Annotated in this window: 13 protein-coding genes; 9 read left to right on the plus strand and 4 right to left on the minus strand. The window is 72.6% G+C overall.

The features are described 5' to 3' along the window. Window positions 1-20: 20 nt before the first annotated feature. The gene (locus tag AC4IJH_RS05890; RefSeq protein ID WP_490850439.1) at window positions 21-1043 is read right to left on the minus strand and encodes an adenosine deaminase; all 1023 of its coding nucleotides are present in this window, start codon (window positions 1041-1043) and stop codon (window positions 21-23) included. Between the two features lie 132 nt (window positions 1044-1175). Between AC4IJH_RS05890 and AC4IJH_RS05895 the strand changes: the two genes are divergently transcribed. After that, the gene (locus AC4IJH_RS05895; RefSeq protein WP_490850440.1) at window positions 1176-2363 is read left to right on the plus strand and encodes a DUF4190 domain-containing protein; all 1188 of its coding nucleotides are present in this window, start codon (window positions 1176-1178) and stop codon (window positions 2361-2363) included. Here the strand turns inward: AC4IJH_RS05895 and ybiA are convergent. Beyond that, window positions 2339-3037, minus strand: coding sequence for a riboflavin biosynthesis intermediates N-glycosidase (gene ybiA, locus AC4IJH_RS05900; RefSeq protein ID WP_490850441.1), 699 nt, complete (start codon window positions 3035-3037; stop codon window positions 2339-2341). The two genes, AC4IJH_RS05895 and ybiA, sit on opposite strands and share 25 nt — an antisense overlap. 205 nt (window positions 3038-3242) lie before the next feature. Between ybiA and AC4IJH_RS05905 the strand changes: the two genes are divergently transcribed. The 7 genes from AC4IJH_RS05905 (at window position 3243) to AC4IJH_RS05935 (ending at window position 11158) form a co-directional block, all read left to right on the plus strand. Beyond that, the gene (locus AC4IJH_RS05905; protein WP_490850442.1) at window positions 3243-4787 is read left to right on the plus strand and encodes a gamma-aminobutyraldehyde dehydrogenase; all 1545 of its coding nucleotides are present in this window, start codon (window positions 3243-3245) and stop codon (window positions 4785-4787) included. A gap of 48 nt (window positions 4788-4835) precedes the next feature. Further along, window positions 4836-6083, plus strand: coding sequence for a polyamine ABC transporter substrate-binding protein (locus AC4IJH_RS05910; RefSeq protein ID WP_490850443.1), 1248 nt, complete (start codon window positions 4836-4838; stop codon window positions 6081-6083). Window positions 6084-6171: 88 nt separating this feature from the next. After that, window positions 6172-7323 (plus strand): ABC transporter ATP-binding protein, encoded by a 1152-nt coding sequence (locus AC4IJH_RS05915; RefSeq protein WP_490850444.1) that lies wholly within the window; start codon window positions 6172-6174, stop codon window positions 7321-7323. Further along, window positions 7320-8240, plus strand: a complete 921-nt coding sequence (locus tag AC4IJH_RS05920; RefSeq protein WP_490850445.1) for an ABC transporter permease — start codon at window positions 7320-7322, stop codon at window positions 8238-8240. Before AC4IJH_RS05915 ends, AC4IJH_RS05920 begins: the two co-directional genes overlap by 4 nt. Then, window positions 8237-9034 (plus strand): ABC transporter permease, encoded by a 798-nt coding sequence (locus tag AC4IJH_RS05925; protein ID WP_490850446.1) that lies wholly within the window; start codon window positions 8237-8239, stop codon window positions 9032-9034. Before AC4IJH_RS05920 ends, AC4IJH_RS05925 begins: the two co-directional genes overlap by 4 nt. Window positions 9035-9039: 5 nt before the next feature. Further along, window positions 9040-10455, plus strand: coding sequence for an NAD(P)/FAD-dependent oxidoreductase (locus AC4IJH_RS05930; protein WP_490850447.1), 1416 nt, complete (start codon window positions 9040-9042; stop codon window positions 10453-10455). 250 nt (window positions 10456-10705) lie between these two features. After that, a complete protein-coding gene (locus tag AC4IJH_RS05935; protein ID WP_490850448.1) occupies window positions 10706-11158 on the plus strand; it encodes a hypothetical protein in 453 nt (150 codons plus the stop codon). 185 nt (window positions 11159-11343) lie between these two features. Here AC4IJH_RS05935 and AC4IJH_RS05940 read toward each other — a convergent pair whose 3' ends face one another. Beyond that, a complete protein-coding gene (locus tag AC4IJH_RS05940; RefSeq protein WP_490850449.1) occupies window positions 11344-12195 on the minus strand; it encodes a phosphatase PAP2 family protein in 852 nt (283 codons plus the stop codon). 131 nt (window positions 12196-12326) lie between these two features. Further along, the gene (gabT, locus tag AC4IJH_RS05945; protein WP_490850450.1) at window positions 12327-13676 is read right to left on the minus strand and encodes a 4-aminobutyrate--2-oxoglutarate transaminase; all 1350 of its coding nucleotides are present in this window, start codon (window positions 13674-13676) and stop codon (window positions 12327-12329) included. Window positions 13677-13919: 243 nt separating this feature from the next. Here gabT and AC4IJH_RS05950 point away from each other — a divergent pair, with 243 nt between their 5' ends. Next, complete coding sequence (locus AC4IJH_RS05950; protein ID WP_490850451.1) at window positions 13920-16163, plus strand: type IV secretory system conjugative DNA transfer family protein; 2244 nt, start codon at window positions 13920-13922, stop codon at window positions 16161-16163. Window positions 16164-16483: the final 320 nt, after the last annotated feature.

Here is a 16483-nt window from a genome sequence, read left to right on the forward strand (position 1 = left end):
CGGGCGAGGGCCTGGAGCCGTCACCGCGGCCACGAGGCGGTGTAGGTGTCGATCTCGGCCGCGAGGCGCGCCTTGGCGGGGGCGTCCATGAAGGACGCCTCGACGGCGTTCTTGGCGAGCGCCGCCACCCCTGCCGCGTCCAGGTCCAACAGCCGTGCGGCGACGCCGTATTCGAGGTTCAGGTCGGTGCCGAACATGGGCGGGTCGTCGCTGTTGACGGTGACCAGCACGCCCGCGTCGACCATGTCCTTGATCGGGTGCTCGTCGAGCGTGCGGACGGCCCGGGTCGCGATGTTGGAGGTGGGGCAGACCTCCAGCGGGATACGGCGCTCGGCGAGGTGGGCCAGCAGCTTCGGGTCCTGGGGGGCGCTGGTGCCGTGGCCGATGCGCTCGGCGCGCAGGTCGGTGAGCGCGTCCCAGATGGTCTGCGGTCCCGTGGTCTCGCCCGCGTGCGGTACGGAGCGCAGCCCGGCCGCGATGGCGCGGTCGAAGAACGGCTTGAACTGCGGGCGCGGGACGCCGATCTCGGGCCCGCCGAGCCCGAAGGAGACCAGGCCCTCGGGCTGCAGCTCGGTGGCGATGCGGGTGGTCTCCTCGGCTGCGGGCAGGCCGGCCTCGCCGGGGATGTCGAAGCACCAGCGCAGGACGACGCCCAGCTCGGACTCCGCGGACTTGCGGGCGTCCTCGATGGCCTCGACGAAGGCCGCGTCGGGGATGCCGCGGCTGGTGGAGCTGAAGGGGGTGACGGTCAGCTCGGCGTAGCGGATGTTCTGCCGCTGCATGTCGCGGGCGACCTCGTACGTCAGCAGCCGGACGTCCTCGGCGTCGCGGATCAGGTCCACGACGGAGAGGTAGACCTGGATGAAGTGCGCGAAGTCCCGGAAGGTGAAGAAGTCGGCCAGCGCCTCGGGGTCGGTGGGGACCGGGGAGTCCGGGTGCCGGGCGGCCAGCGCGGAGACGATGCGCGGGGACGCCGACCCCACGTGGTGGACGTGAAGTTCCGCCTTGGGCAGGCCCGCGATGAATGCGTCGAGGTCGGACAACGGTTCCTCCAGGTCGGGGGCGCGGGTCGGCGAGGTCGCAAGGGGTGCCGCAGGTCCCGGTCATCGTATGTGTGCCCTGCACGTGGCCGCGGCGGGGGTCATAGCATGGCAGGACAGTGAATGGGGAGTGCCATGTCCGACAGCCAGCAGCAGCGGCCCGAGCCGCATGATCCGTGGGCCCCGCCCGAGGACCGCGCCAGGGCCGAGGGGCCACAGCACCCCACGGCAGGGCCCGAGGACTCCGTACCACCGGCGGGCCGGGTCCCCCTGACCAAGCGGGAGGGCGCGGGGCGCCCGGAGGCCGACGGGCAGGCCGACGCGGACGGGCGGTCCGATACGGACGGGCAGTCCGGCTCCGGCGGGCAGTCCGGCGCCTCAGGACGCCCCTGCACCCCCGGCGCCCAGGCCTCCGACGGCCGGGCCTCGGCTCCCACCCCCGCCCCGGCTCCCGCCCCCGAGCTGGACCCCTGGCGGGCCCCCGATCCGGACCGCGCCGACAGTCCGCGCGACCGGCGGCGCTGGGGCGCACCGGGCCCGCACCAGCCCCCCGGAGCCGCGGCGCCGTACCAGGCCCCCGGAGCCGCGTCGCCGTACCCGCCTCCTGGGTCCCAGGCAGGCCCCGGCCACCGGATACCGCAGGGCCCGGCACCGTGGGCGCAGCCGCAGGCCGGCGCGGCGCCGCACGGGCCGGCCGGAGCGATGCCGCCCCCGCCGCCCGAGAACCTGGGCCCCTACGACGTGCCCCCGCCGCCGCCCGCGCCGGGCAGGCAGGGCGGCGGCGGGGGACAGGGCGGCCCTGGCACGGCACCCGGGCCCTACGGGGCACAGCCCTACGCGGGCCAGGCCCCGTCATCGCCGTACGCACCGCACCCGTACGGCGCCCAGGGCGGCTACCCCTACGGCCCGGGCTATCCGGCGGCGCCGGGGTACCAGACCTCGTGGGTGCCCGCCCACCCCAGCAACGGGCTGGGTATCGCGGCCCTGGTCGTCGGGATCGTCGGCACGGTGCTGGGCTTCACGGTCATCTTCGGCATCCTGCTGGGGGTCCTCGCGATCGTCTTCGGCGCGGTCGGCCGCGGCAAGGCCTCCAGGGGCGAGGCGACCAACGGCGGTATGGCGCTGGCCGGGCTCATTCTGGGCGGCGTCGCGCTGCTGATCAGCGCCCTCATGATCGTTCTGCTGGCGACCACCGGCTACGAGAGCGACGGCTCCGAACCCGACCGGGGCCGCCCCTCCGACGTCTATGAGGCCGCGCTCCCGCCACCCCTTCCCTCCCCGCTGCGGGCTCCCCCGCTTCAGACCCCCTCGGCCAGCTCCTGACGGGCCGCCATCAGCGCGAAGCCCAGCAGGTTCGGGCCGAGCCAGCGGGCCGGGTCCTGGGCCCGCTCGTCGTCGGCGGCCAGGCCGATCCCCCAGATCCGGTCCAGCGGGCTGGCCTCCACCAGCACCCGCGAGCCCGTACCCAGGAGGTACGCGCGCAGCGCGGCGTCCTGGCCGAACTTGTGGACGCTGCCCTCGCGGACCAGGGCGAAGCGGTGCGCCCGCCATATCTCCTCGTCGAAGCCGCGCACCGCACGGCCCGCGTCCTTGGCCTGCTTGGGGTGCGTGGCCGCGAGGACCTGCTGCTCCGCCTCCCGGTCACCGAAGAGCCGTGCCTTTGCGGCCATCATCCAGTGCTCGGCGGTGGCGTAGGTGACGCCGTCGACCGTGAACGGCGAGGGCCACCACTGGCTGAAGCAGCTCGCGCCCAGCGAGCCGTCGCGCCGCGGGGTGTGCCCCCAGAAGTAGACGTACTTGTACGCTCGCCCCTCGGCGATCCCGGCCAGCAGCTCCTGGACCGAGCGCGGCCCGTCCGGCTCCCCGTGAGCCCGCGCCCCGCCCGGCTCCACGGCCCCGGCAGCCCCCGCGGCCGCCGAGGCCCCGCCGATTTCCGCCCCTGCTTCCCCTGACGTCTTCGTCGTCATTTCCGCGCCCCCCGTTTCGTCGTGCATCATGCCGAGATTGTGTCAGCGGGCACTGACAACGTGTCGGGGCGTGCGCAACGAAAATCGCAGAATCCGTCGCGTAACCAAAAGGCAACAACGGAATCACTTGTTGGAGGCAGTCTCCTCTGTCAAGATCGGCCATCGATTCCGGAACCAGCTACGCCAGGCACCGCAGCGGGGCGGACCGCCCCGCGTCCCGGCGGAGGAGAGCACCATGGACCAGCGACGCGATGTGCGCGATGTGACGGAGCGGTTCGCCAAGGGCGCGCAGTACATCGGAGGGACGCTCGCACACGGCACTTCGGGCCGCACGCAGACGGTTGTCGACCCGGCCACGGGCGAGGCGGTGTTCCGCTACGAACTGGCCTCCACCGCCGAGGTGGACGCGGCCGTTGAGGCCGCCGAGCGGGCCCTGCCGCAGTGGGCGGGCGCCACCCCCGGCGAGCGCTCGGACGCGATGCACCGCTTCGCCGCTCTCTTGGCCGAAGGGGCCGAGGACCTGGCCCGGGCCGAGTCCCTGCAGTGCGGCAAACCGATCAAGCTCAGCCGGGAGTTCGACGTCCCCGGCTCCATCGACAACACCGCCTTCTTCGCGGGCGCCGCCCGCCACCTCCAGGGCAGCTCGGCGGGGGAGTACAGCGGCGACCACACCTCCTGCGTACGCCGCGAGCCCATCGGCGTCGTCGGCTCCATCGCCCCCTGGAACTACCCGCTGCAGATGGCCGCCTGGAAGGTGCTGCCGGCCATCGCGGCGGGCAACACCATCGTGCTCAAGCCCGCCGAGAACACCCCGCTGACCTCGCTGATGTTCGCGCAGGCGGCGAGCGCGGCCGGTATCCCCGACGGCGTGCTCAACATCGTCGCGGGCGCGGGCCGGGACGCCGGCGAACACCTGGTCGGCCACCCGTCCGTCGCCATGACCTCCTTCACCGGGTCCACCGAAGTCGGCAGGCGGGTCGCCGAGATCGCCACCACCGCCTCCCCGTGGCCCAAGCGCCTGCACCTCGAACTGGGCGGCAAGGCCCCCTTCGTGGTCTTCGACGACGCCGATCTGGAGGCCGCCGTGCACGGCGCGGTCGCCGGCGCGCTGATCAACACTGGCCAGGACTGCACCGCCGCCACCCGCGCCTACGTCCAACGCCCCCTGTACGACGCCTTCGTGAGCGGTGTCGCCGACCTGATGGCCACCGTACGGCTGGGCGACCCCTTCGATACGGCCACCGACCTCGGCCCGCTGATCTCGCACGCCCAGCGCGACCGCGTCGCCGGATTCGTGGACCGGGCGCGCGCGTACGCCACCGTCGTCACCGGCGGCGAGGCGCCCGCTTTCGGCAAGAACAGCGCCCTGGCCGACGGCGCGTACTACCGCCCGACGCTGATCACCGGTGCCGCCCAGGACAGCGAGATCGTGCAGCGCGAGATCTTCGGCCCCGTCCTGGTCGTCCTGCCCTTCGACAGCGACGACGAGGGCCTGGCGCTGGCCAACGACACCCCCTACGGGCTCGCGGCCTCCGCCTGGAGCCGCGATGTCTACCGTACGAACCGCGCCACCCGCGAGATCAAGGCGGGCTGTGTGTGGGTCAACGACCACATCCCGATCATCAGCGAGATGCCGCACGGCGGGTACAAGGCCTCCGGCTTCGGCAAGGACATGTCCGCCTACTCCTTCGAGGAGTACACCCAGGTCAAGCACGTCATGATCGACAACACCGCGCTCGCCAGGAAGGACTGGCACCGCACCGTCTTCGGGGACAGGTGACGGCCGCCGGCCGACCACCGGGCCCGACTCCTTGAAGGGGCAGTGCGCATGGAGCACCACGAGCAGCCCGATCCACCCTCCGCGCCCGAACTCGCCGCCGTGCGCCGCAGTCTGGCCGACGGCCGTCTGGCCATGACCCGCCGGTCGCTGCTGCGCGCGAGCGGCGCCGGCGCGCTCGCCCTGGGCGGGCTCGGCGCCCTGGCGGCCTGCGGCATCCCGCCCGCGGGCCGCCAGGGCGCGGAGCCCGCGCGCGATCACTCCGCGCAGGAGAAGCGCGTCAGCTTCTCCAACTGGACCGAGTACATGGACGCCGACGAGGACGGCGGCGGCCGCCCGACGCTGGACGCCTTCACCCGGCGTACCGGCATCACGGTCAAGTACACCGAGGACATCAACGACAACGACGAGTTCTTCGGCAAGGTCAAGGCCCAGCTCGCGGCCCGCCAGGACACCGGAAGGGACCTGATCGTCCTCACCGACTGGATGTGCGCGCGGATGATCTCGCTCGGCTGGATCCAGAAGCTGGACGCCGCGAGCCTGCCGCACGCCCGCGCCAACCTCTCCCCGCAGTTCCGCGACCCCGACTGGGACCCGGGCCGGGTCCACTCCTACCCCTGGACGGGCATCCCCGCCGTCATCGCCTACAACGCGAAGGCGACGCGGGGACGGACGGTCGACTCCGTCGGCCAGCTCCTGGAAGACCCCGCGCTCAAGGGGCGCGTCGGCTTCCTCTCCGAGATGCGCGACAGCGTCGGACTGACCCTGCTGGACATGGGCAAGCGCCCCGAGGACGTCACCTCCGGCGACTTCGACGCGGCCCTGGCCCGGCTCCAGAAGGGCGTCGACAGCGGCCAGATCCGCCGCTTCACCGGCAACGACTACATCAACGACCTCAGCAAGGGCGATCTGGCGGCGTGTGTGGCCTGGGCGGGCGACGTCGTCCAGCTCCAGCGCGACAACCCGGACATCAAGTACGCCATCCCGCGCGCCGGTTACATGACCTCGACGGACAACCTGATGGTGCCCGACACCGCGCGCCACAAGAAGAACGCCGAGCGGCTGATCGACTACTACTACGAGCCCAAGGTGGCGGCGCGCATCGCGGCCCACATCACCTACGTCTGCCCGGTCGAGGGCGTACGCGAGGAACTGGCGAAGATCGACAAGGAGCTGGCGGCCCACCCGCTGATCCTCCCGGACCGGGAGATGGCCGCCAGGTCGCACGCCTTCCGGGCGCTGACGAGCCAGGAGAACGAGGAGTTCGCCAGGAAGTTCTCCGACCTCACCGGCGCCTGACCCACCCTTCTCCTCCCTGCGCCCGACCCACCCTCCCCCTCCCGGCGCCCGACCCACCCCCTCCTCCACTCTCCAGGGGACCCCTGACATGACACAGACCTCGGGCGGCGATGTCCGCCTCACCGGCATCAGCAAGACCTACGGCAGCTTCACCGCCGTCCACCCCCTGGACCTCACGGTCCCCGCGGGCTCCTTCTTCGCGCTGCTGGGCGCCTCCGGCTGCGGCAAGACCACCACCCTGCGCATGATCGCGGGACTGGAGGACCCCACCACGGGCACCGTCGAACTCGCGGGCAAGGACGTCACCGCGCTGCCTCCCTACAAGCGCCCGGTCAACACCGTCTTCCAGAACTACGCGCTCTTCCCGCACCTGGACATCTACGAGAACGTCGCCTTCGGACTGCGCCGCCGCGGCATCAAGTCCGTGAAGAAACAGGTCGAGGCGATGCTGGAGCTCGTACAGCTGGGCCCGATGGCGCGCCGCAAGCCGCAGCAGCTCTCCGGCGGCCAGCAGCAGCGCGTCGCCGTCGCCCGCGCGCTGATCAACCACCCCCAAGTGCTGCTCCTGGACGAGCCGCTGGGCGCCCTCGACCTCAAACTGCGCCGCCAGATGCAGCTGGAGCTCAAGCGCATCCAGACCGAGGTGGGCATCACCTTCGTGCACGTCACCCACGACCAGGAGGAGGCCATGACGATGGCCGACACCGTCGCGGTGATGAACGGCGGCCGCGTCGAGCAACTGGGCGCCCCCGCCGACCTGTACGAGAACCCCGCCACCACCTTCGTCGCCAACTTCCTGGGCACCTCCAACCTCATCGAGGCACAGATCACCGAGGCGGGCGGCAGCGACCTGCTGCTGAGCGTGGGGGAGGTGAAGCTGCGGCTGCCCGCGAAGCGCTGCAGCGCCGCCTCGGCCAAGGCGGGCGAGAAGGTCCTGGCGGGCGTACGGCCCGAGAAGATGGCCCTGGCGCACACCGACGACGCCGCCTCCGTCGCCGAGGGCCACAACCGCATCGCCGGCCGCATCAAGGACGCCAGCTTCATCGGGGTCTCCACCCAGTACGTCATCGACACCCGCGGCGCGGGCGAACTGGCCGTCTACGAGCAGAACATCGAGCGCGACACCCGGCTCGTCCCCGGCGCCGACGTGGTCCTGCACTGGAACCCGGCGCACACCTTCGGGCTGGACGCCGACCAGGACATCCAGGCCGGCACCGACCGGGACGAGGAGGCCGCGTGACGCTCACCGAGGCGCCGCCCGCCGAGCCGGGGCCACTCGTGCGCAAGCCCCCCGCCCGCAGACGCGTGGTCCCCTACTGGCTGCTGCTGCCCGGCATCCTGTGGCTGCTGGTCTTCTTCGCCGCCCCGCTCGTCTACCAGGCCTCGACCTCCGTACAGACCGGCTCCCTGGAAGAGGGCTTCAAGGTCACCTGGCACTTCGCCACCTACTGGGAGGCGATCGGCGAGTACTGGCCGCAGTTCTTGCGCTCGGTGGGCTACGCCGCCACCGCCACCGTGCTGTGCCTGGTGCTCGGCTACCCCCTGGCGTACCTGATCGCCTTCAAGGCGGGCCGCTGGCGCAACCTGGTGATGATCCTGGTCATCGCGCCGTTCTTCACCAGCTTCCTGATCCGCACCCTCGCTTGGAAGACGATCCTGGCCGACGGCGGCCCCGTCGTCGGCGCCCTGAACACCCTGCACATCCTGGACGTCACCAGCTGGCTGGGCCTGACCGAGGGCGAACGCGTACTGGCCACACCGCTGGCGGTGGTCTGCGGCCTGACGTACAACTTCCTGCCCTTCATGATCCTTCCGCTGTACGGCTCGCTGGAGCGCATCGACCCCCGGCTGCACGAAGCCGCGGGCGACCTGTACGCGCGCCCCGCCACCACCTTCCGCAAGGTCACCTTCCCGCTGTCCATGCCGGGCGTGGTCGCCGGGACCCTGCTCACCTTCATCCCGGCCGCCGGCGACTACATCAACGCCGAACTGCTGGGCTCCACGGACCAGAAGATGATCGGCAACGTCATCCAGTCCCAGTTCCTGCGGGTCCTGGACTACCCGACCGCCGCCGCGCTCTCCTTCCTCCTCATGGCGGCCATCCTCGCCATGGTCACGCTCTACATCCGCAAGTCCGGGACGGAGGATCTGGTGTGAGGGCCGCTCTTCGATGGGTACGGCGCCATCTCGTCGTCTTCGCCGGCCTGTTGACGCTGGCGTATCTGATCCTGCCCAACGTCATCGTGCTGGTCTTCTCCTTCAACAAGCCCAACGGCCGCTTCAACTACGAGTGGCAGCGCTTCTCCACCGACGCCTGGGCCGACCCGTGCGGCGTCGCCGACCTGTGCGGATCGCTCGGACTGAGCCTCAGGATCGCGCTGTGGGCGACGCTCGGCGCCACCGTCCTCGGCACCATGATCGCGTTCGCGCTGGCCCGCTACCGCTTCCGCGCGCGCTCCTGCGTCAACACCCTGATCTTCCTGCCGATGGCCATGCCCGAGGTCGTCATGGCCGCCTCCCTGGCCACCCTCTTCCTCAACATGGGCATCGAGTTCGGCTTCTGGACGATCCTGATCGCGCACATCATGTTCTGCCTGAGCTTCGTGGTCACCGCCGTCAAGGCGCGCGTGATGAGCATGGACCCACGCCTGGAACAGGCCGCCCAGGACCTCTACGCGACCCCCACGCAGACCTTCCTGAGGGTCACGCTGCCCATCGCGGCCCCCGGCATCGCGGCCGGCGCGCTGCTCTCCTTCGCCCTGTCCTTCGACGACTTCATCATCACCAACTTCAACGCGGGCTCCACCGTGACCTTCCCCATGTTCGTCTGGGGTTCGGCACAGCGGGGCACGCCCGTTCAGATCAATGTCATCGGAACGGCGATGTTCCTGCTCGCCGTGGTCTGTGTCCTGGGCGGGCAACTGCTGACCGGACGCCGTAAAAGGAGCTGAGAACCATGGCACGAGCTGCCATGACCACCCCCCTGCGCGCCCTCGCGGACGCCCGACCCACCCCCTTCTGGCTGGACGACGAGGACCGCCCGGCCGCCTGCCCGGCCCTCGTGGGCGACGAGCACGGCGACCTGCTCGTCGTCGGCGGCGGCTACAGCGGCCTGTGGACCGCGCTGATCGCCAAGGAGCGCGACCCGCAGCGCGATGTCGTCCTGATCGAGGGCCAGGAGATCGCCTGGGCCGCCTCCGGCCGCAACGGCGGCTTCTGCGCCGCCTCCCTGACCCACGGCCTGGGCAACGGACTCGCCCGCTGGCCACAGGAGTTGGCGCAGCTCGAAGCCCTCGGCTCCGCCAACCTGGACGCGATCGAGTCCGCCGTCGCCCGCTACGGCATCGACTGCGCCTTCGAGCGCACCGGCGAGATCGACATCGCCACCGAGCCGCACCAGATCGCCGAGCTGCACGAGAGCGCCGAGGACGCCGCCCGCCTGGGCCTGAGCGGATACCGGTTCCTGGACCGCGACGAGCTGCGCGCCGAAGTGGACTCCCCGACGTTCCTGGCCGGGCTGTGGGACCGGCGCGGCGTGGCCATGCTCAACCCGGCCAGGCTGGCCTGGGGCCTCAAGCGCGCCTGCCTGGAGGCGGGTGTACGCATCTACGAGCACACCCCCGCCACCGCCCTGGCCGCCGAGGGCCCGGGCATGGCAGCCCGCACCCCCTACGGGCGCGTCTTCGCCCGCCGTATCGCGCTGGGCACCAACGCCTTCCCGTCCCTGATCCGCAGGGTGCGCCCGTACATCGTCCCGGTCTACGACCACGCGCTGATGACCGAACCGCTCACCGCCGACCAGCTCGCCGCCATCGGCTGGAAGAGGCGCCAGGGCCTGTCCGACTCCAACAACCACTTCCACTACTTCCGCCTCACCGCCGACCACCGCATCCTGTGGGGCGGCTACGACATCGTCTACCGCTACGGCGGCGGGGTACGCGCCGAGTACGACCACCACCCGGCCACCTACGAAAAGCTCGCCCGGCACTTCTTCCGCTGCTTCCCGCAGCTGGCGGGCCTGCGCTTCACCCACACCTGGGGCGGCGCCATCGACACCTGCTCCCGCTTCTCCGCCTTCTTCGGCACCGCGCACTCCGGCCGGGTCGCCTACGCCGCCGGCTACACGGGCCTGGGCGTGGGCGCCACCCGCTTCGGCGCCGAGGTCATGCTCGACCTGCTCAGCGGCGAACGCACCGAACGCACCCGCCTGTCGATGGTCCGCTCCAAGCCCCTGCCCTTCCCGCCCGAACCGCTGCGCTGGGCGGGCATCGGCATCACCCAGTGGTCGATGACCCGCGCCGACACCCACGGCGGCCGCCGCAACCTGTGGCTGCGCGGCATGGACCGCGTCGGCCTGGGCTTCGACAGCTGAGCGGTGCGCTGCGCCGCGCCGGAAGCGTGGACCTGACACCGCGGGCCGGTGAGGGCTGGTCGCACAGTTCCCCGCACCCCTTTCGGGGGCCCGCCTTGCGCCCTCCGGATACGCCCGCGCACCACTCGCGGGCCATTTGTAACCCCTGTCACCGAAAAGTCACCCGCCAACCCGTGTAAGGATCCCCGGCGCGCCGTCTCTTCCCCCGTAGGACATACGGCCCGAGGGGGCCGGGGAAGCGAGGGCAGACATGAATGCCGCGGGGGCCAAAGGCGCAGTGGAATGGCTGGTATCGGTGGCACCGGACCCGGAGGCCTGCCGCTGGGAATGGGAGCGCAACCCCCTGGGGGTGGCGCTCCTCCCGGCCGGCATGCTCTGGGACGTACTGATCGTGCCGGGCGAACTCGGCTGCCCCACACTCGACGTGCTGGCCCGCTTCATCGACCGTCCCGGCCCCGTACTCACCGACTTCGGCGACTGCCGCACCGGCTTCTTCGTACCCCCCGGCACCGCCACCCGCTGGCTGGGCACCGGCGTACGCGGCGCCGGCCGCGGCACCTGGATCGTCGTCCCCTACCCCGGCCGCGCCACCGGCGGCGTCCGCTGGGTCGTCCCCCCGGACGGCACCGGCCTGCTCACCGACCCCGCCGTCCTCGAACTGGCCATGCACGAAGCAGCGGCGGGCCTGAGCCGTGAACGGTGAGGCGACGCCCGCACGGGGGCGGACGGGGATCGAGGAGGACCGGAGGAGGACCGCGGTCAGGCACGCGCCGGCGACGGCCGCCCGGTGGGACGTGGTACGCCGGGCCCGGCACGCCAGCTCCCGTCCACCGCCCCTGCTCCGGGCCCTGTACGGCACTGCTCCCTACCGCTGTGCAGGGGGCGGGCTCAGGTCCCTGGGCGGTCTCGCCGGGGAGGCCGGCACCGCCCGGCCACGCACGCCACGGCGCACAACAGCACCCCGCACAGGCACCAGCTGCCCACGGTGTCCAGGGGCCAGTGGTAGCCGCGCAGGACGAGGCCGGTGGCGACTGCGAGGTTGATGAGGGCGGCGGTGGGGGTGAGGAGGCGGCGGGGGAGTGGGGGGAGGTGGGGGGAGAGGAGGAGGGCGGTGGCGCCGTAGGCGAGGGTGGCGGTGGCGGCGTGGCCGGAGGGGTAGAAGCCGGTGGTTCCCTCCAGGAGGGCGGGCGGGGCGGGGCGGGCGACGGCCGCTTTGAGAGGGGCGACGAGGGCGGGCAGGAGGGCCATGGCCGCGGTGGCAGTCAGCGGGGGGAGCCACCAGTGGGGGGTGGTGGTGCGGCGGGCCCGCCAGGCGGTGAAGACGAGGGCGAGGGCCAGGACGGGGAGGGCGACCTGGAGGTTGCCGAGGTCGGCGAGGAATTCGGTCAGGGGCGCGGGGCCGCGGCCCACTACGGCGCGGTCCAGGCGTTCGTCGAGGGTGCGCAGCGGGCCGTGCGAGAGGACCTGCCAGGTGATGGCCGCGAAGAGCAGCGCGCACAGCAGCGCGAGAAGGGCCGGCCGCCCCGGAACAGGGGGGGTGGTTCCGGGGCGGCCGAGGGGATCGGTGTGCCGCGCGCCCCGGGGGGTTTGGGGCGGGCGGCCATCCGATCGGTGAGGATTTCCGGCGCCCGGTGTGACGGGGGCCCCGGAGTCGTGCGCGAGGGCACGGCCGACACGGAGCTGGGGCAGCGCCGGCCGGGCGTCGTCCGCAGTCCCCTGCGGACGGGGTGTTTCTCTCATCTGCAGAAACCGTACGGCAGAGGGGCGGGGCCCGACAGCCGGATCACCCAGCCGCCATGGCCCCCGCACATCTTCTTCACGCCGTCCCGCCGGTTGTGTGTGATCGGACCGTGCAGGTCACACCGCAGGGATCACACCGTGGCCAGGGCGGCTTCGAGGATGTCCAGGCCCTCGGTGAGCAGGCCCTCGCCGATGACCAGCGGCGGCAGGAAGCGCAGCACATTGCCGTAGGTGCCGGTGGTCAGCACCAGCAGGCCCTCCTGGTGGCAGGCCTTGGCGAGGGCCGCGGTGGCCTCGGGGTTGGGGTCCTTCGTACCGGACCTGACCAGCTCGATGGCGATCATCGCGCCGCGCCCGCGGACCTCGCCGATGATGTCGAACTTCTCCGCCATCGCCTCCAGGCGCGGCTTCATGATCTCGCCGATGCGCCGTGCCCTGGCGTTGAGGTCGAGCTCCTTCATCGTCTCGATGGAGCCGAGGGCCGCGGCGCAGGCCACCGGGTTGCCGCCGTAGGTGCCGCCCAGGCCGCCCGCGTGCGCGGCGTCCATGATCTCGGCGCGGCCGGTGACCGCGGCCAGCGGCAGGCCGCCCGCGATGCCCTTCGCGGTGGTGATGAGGTCGGGCACGATGCCCTCGTCCTCGCAGGCGAACCACTGGCCGGTGCGGCAGAAGCCGGACTGGATCTCGTCCGCGACGAAGACGATGCCGTTCTCCTTCGCGAAGTTCGCGATGGCGGGCAGGAAGCCCTTGGCCGGCTCGATGAAGCCGCCCTCGCCGAGCACCGGCTCGATGATGATCGCGGCCACGTTGTCCGCGCCGATCTGCTTGGTGATCTGCGAGATGGCCTGCTCGGCGGCCTCCTGCGCGCAGTTCTCCGGGCCGGTCAGCCAGCGGTAGGGGTAGGCCAGCGGCACCCGGTAGACCTCGGGCGCGAAGGGGCCGAAGCCGTTCTTGTAGGGCATGTTCTTGGCGGTGAGCGCCATCGTGAGGTTCGTACGGCCGTGGTAGCCGTGGTCGAAGACGACGACCGCCTGGCGCTTGGTGTAGGCGCGGGCGATCTTCACGGCGTTCTCCACCGCCTCCGCGCCGGAGTTGAACAGCGCGGACTTCTTGGCGAACTCGCCCGGGGTCAGCTCGGCGAGCCGCTCACAGACCTCGACGTAGGGCTCGTACGGCGTGACCATCACACAGGTGTGGGTGAAGTCGGCCAGCTGGGCGCTCGCGCGGCGCACCACGGCCTCGGCGCTGTTGCCGACCGAGGTCACCGCGATGCCCGAGCCGAAGTCGATGAAGGAGTTGCCGTCCACGTCCTGAAGCACACCGCCGCCCGCGCGCTGGGCGAACACGGGCAGCACGGCACCGACACCGGAGGCGACGGTGGCCTGCTTGCGCGCCCACAGCTCCTGGGACTTGGGGCCGGGGATCGCGGTGACGACGCGACGCTCCTGGGGGAGGGCGGGGCCTCCGGACAGTTCGGTCATGGCAGTCTCCTGGAGTGGAACGGGCACGTACGTAGCGACTTGCTGCTCGGCTTGTTCTCGCAGGCTAGGGGCGGGCCGCCGGGTGCGGCATGTTCCGTTCGGGAGAAGTGCGCGTGTTGCGTTGTCCGCACCGGACATAGCGACGGGGCGCGGCCACTAGATTGAGCGGCGCTCCTCGCGCGACCATCGGGCGACGAGTGCAGGCACGACGCTGGTCAGGGCTCTGGGGGACGAGGGGCACGGATGGACACCGAGGGCACGTACAACGCACGGCAGGGCCGGCCGCAGGGGGGCTCTCCCGGCGCGGGCGCGGGATGGGAGGCGGGCGGCGGGCAGGTACCGCGGCCCGCGGCCCCGCCCGCAGCGCCCCTGGCGCCCACGGGGGCGCCGCTCAAGCCCGCCGCGCCGCCCCCGCCGCCCGCGGCCCCGCCCACCGTCCACCAGCGGCAGGCCGCGGCCCCCGCGGCACAAGGGCCGCAGCAGGCACCGCCGTCCCCCTTCGTGCAGTGGCTGCGCACCCCCCGCCCGGCCGCGGCCCCCGGCATCTGGACGCTCGGCCACCGGCCCCGGACCGCCGAGGACACCGAGCGGGTCCCCGGGCGGCAGCTGATCAGCGGCGCGGTGATCTCGCTGCTGTGCGGCTGGCTGATCTGGTCGCTGCTGTGGAACGGCTACCTGGGCGGCTGGTGGCTCCTCCCGCTGGAGCTGCTGACCCCCGACTCCTGGCGGTTCAGCGGCGACCGCGTCTCCAACGCCGTGGTCTATTACGCCTATTACGCCCTCATCATCGCCGGGCTGCTGGTCTTCTTCGGGCGCATCGGCCGCTGGCCCGAGGTGTGGCGGCGCTACGTACGGCCCCTGGTGCGCAAGGCCAAGGAGCAGCGGCCGCAGGCGCCGCCGCAGCCCGCCGCCGACCGCGCCCAGTGGCCCGAACTGCGGGCGGCGGGCGCGGTGGACGCGGCCGAGCGGCTCGCCGCCGAGGCCGGTGCGGGCCTGATGAACGACGTCGACGCGGCCCGTATCGAGCGCGCCTGGCACTCGGTGCGCGCCGGGCGCAACTCCCTGGCCTCCTTCACCGACACCGTGCTGCGGCACGGCGCCGCCGCCTGCGCGCACTTCTCCGGGCAGCGCGATGTGCCCCACCGCAGCGCCGAGCACGATCTGCTGGCCGGCCAGGTGCGCATCGGCACCGCCGCCGACCTGGACCGCAACCCCCACCAGCACCGCGGCACCGGCTGCGCGCTGGACCCGGCGCTGCTGGGCACCTCCCTGCTCGCCGTCGGGCCCGCGGGCTGCGGCAAGACCACCCGCCTGGTGCGGCCCGTAGTGGAGTCGATGTGCCTGCAGGCGCTGGCCGGGCACGCCACCGTGGTGGCGGTGGGCGCGGCCGGCTCGGGGCTCGGCCCGGACGAGGCCTTCGACGAGGTCGTACGCCTCGGCCGTCCGGGGCCGGGTGCCGACCTCGATCTGTACGGCGGCACCGGCGACCCCGACGAGGCGGCGGGCATCCTCGCCGAGGCGCTGGTCGGCGACCTCGCCCCGACGCTGCCCGGCGGTGACAGCAGGCGCGCCGCCACCGCGCTGGCCCAGCTGCTGGGCCCCTTCAGGGCCGCGCACGGCCGCTTCCCCTCCGTACCGGAGCTGCGCGAGCTGCTGGACGGCTCGGCCGAGGCGCTGGCCGCGCTGCGCACCGCTCTGGAGGTGGCGCGGGAGCACACCCTGCTGCGCGAACTGGACGCCCGCGCACGGCAGTCGGGCCGCGCCGAGGACCCCGGCACGCTGCTCGCCGACCGGCTCGCGCTGCTGGACCGCCCCGCCTTCGCGGAGTTCTTCGACCCCAGGGGCGGCAGCCGGCAGGTCTCGCTGCGGGCCCTGGACCGCCCGCTGCGCATCCGTGTCGACCTGCCCGAGCGCGGCCACGCGGAGGCCTCGCGGATGCTGGCGCGGCTGGTGCTGGCCCAGTTCACGGCCGGTGCGGCGGCCCGCGGCGACCGCTCGCTGTTCGCCTGCCTGGTGATCGACGACGCGGCGCGCACCGTCACCCCCGAGTCGCTGCGCGGCCTGCAGCGGCTGCGCTCGGCGCACGCGGGCGCGGTGCTCACCCTGAGCGGGCTGGACGACGTCCCCGAGTCGCTGCGCGGCGCGCTGCTGGGGGCGGTCGGCTGCCGGATGGCGTTCGCGGGCGTGACGACCTGGGACGGCGCGCGCTTCGCCGAGGTGTGGGGCAAGGAGTGGGTGCAGACCAAGGATGTGACGGACCGTCAAATCATTGCGGAGGGCGCCGCGATGAAGGCGCTGCACATGATCCGCCACCTGGTGACCGGCAAGATGGTCACCGCCAAGGCCGTCACCGTACGCACCGTCGAGCGCGAGCGCTGGTCCGCCTCGGACCTGGCCAACGCGCTGCCCGCCGGGCACGCGGTGCTCTCGGTGACCTCGGTGCGCGGCGAGCACACACCGCCGGTGCTGGTGGATCTGGGGCGGTAGGCGCTGCGCTGGATGTGCGGTGTGCCGTCCGCGGGTACGTCGTGGCTGGTCGCGCAGTTCCCCGCGCCCTTTTGGGGCGCGGCCCGCACCGCACCGGACTGCGACAGGGCCGCTCGGGTGACCCCTCGGCGTACGGGGCGTTCCCGTACGGGTCAACCGCGGACCCGGCGGCCCGTGACAACCCGTGCCGAAGGCATGCCCCGCATTCCTCCGCTGAGGCAGAATCGAGAGTGGCCGTCATACGGGACGGCGTATTCACCAGCCCTCCACCAGCCCGCTCACCGTTCACACCGGCCCCGCCACCGCGCAGCATCGACGCC

It is taken from the genome of Streptomyces sp. UF-297 (assembly GCF_058245575.1).

Coding starts and splice junctions, on each gene's coding strand:
- AC4IJH_RS05895 (WP_490850440.1), top strand. CDS start 1,176: ATGTCCGACAGCCAGCAGCAGCGGCCCGAGCCGCATGATCCGTGGGCC.
- ybiA (WP_490850441.1), bottom strand. CDS start 3,037: ATGATGCACGACGAAACGGGGGGCGCGGAAATGACGACGAAGACGTCA.
- AC4IJH_RS05905 (WP_490850442.1), top strand. CDS start 3,243: ATGGACCAGCGACGCGATGTGCGCGATGTGACGGAGCGGTTCGCCAAG.
- AC4IJH_RS05910 (WP_490850443.1), top strand. CDS start 4,836: ATGGAGCACCACGAGCAGCCCGATCCACCCTCCGCGCCCGAACTCGCC.
- AC4IJH_RS05915 (WP_490850444.1), top strand. CDS start 6,172: ATGACACAGACCTCGGGCGGCGATGTCCGCCTCACCGGCATCAGCAAG.
- AC4IJH_RS05930 (WP_490850447.1), top strand. CDS start 9,040: ATGGCACGAGCTGCCATGACCACCCCCCTGCGCGCCCTCGCGGACGCC.
- AC4IJH_RS05935 (WP_490850448.1), top strand. CDS start 10,706: ATGAATGCCGCGGGGGCCAAAGGCGCAGTGGAATGGCTGGTATCGGTG.
- AC4IJH_RS05940 (WP_490850449.1), bottom strand. CDS start 12,195: ATGAGAGAAACACCCCGTCCGCAGGGGACTGCGGACGACGCCCGGCCG.
- gabT (WP_490850450.1), bottom strand. CDS start 13,676: ATGACCGAACTGTCCGGAGGCCCCGCCCTCCCCCAGGAGCGTCGCGTC.
- AC4IJH_RS05950 (WP_490850451.1), top strand. CDS start 13,920: ATGGACACCGAGGGCACGTACAACGCACGGCAGGGCCGGCCGCAGGGG.